Origin of the sequence: Tritonibacter sp. SIMBA_163 (assembly GCF_046535935.1) — a bacterium.
Classification (GTDB): Bacteria; Pseudomonadota; Alphaproteobacteria; order Rhodobacterales; family Rhodobacteraceae; genus Epibacterium; species Epibacterium scottomollicae.
In genome coordinates this window covers 1-228 of the sequence record NZ_JAWJBP010001580.1, presented here as the reverse complement: position 1 = coordinate 228, position 228 = coordinate 1, and the positions used below count along the sequence as shown (strand labels likewise).

The window sequence follows — 228 nt, the reverse complement described above, 5'->3', positions numbered from 1 at the left end:
CAGTGACATCATCACGTCATGCGTGGCCACGTCTTGGCCAGCGGCCATTGCCCGCACCAACTGATCGGCATTCTTCAATGTCACATCCACGGTGTGCACGCCCCGGTCGATGGCAGCGGAAAAATCGCTTCGTGGAAGGGTGCGTGCGGCCTGCGTTTCGGCCGGCCCTGCTGCCGTACTCAGTGCGTTGATCGCGTCGATTGACATCATGTTGCTCCGATTTCCAAG

1 protein-coding gene is annotated in these 228 nt (G+C 59.6%); it reads right to left on the bottom strand.

Annotated elements, in window-relative coordinates; all coding sequences use genetic code 11:
* The coding region (locus R0J92_RS27575; RefSeq protein ID WP_411054020.1) for a flagellar hook-basal body complex protein FliE at positions 1-210 on the bottom strand (210 nt) is incomplete at its 3' end.
* Positions 211-228: the final 18 nt, after the last annotated feature.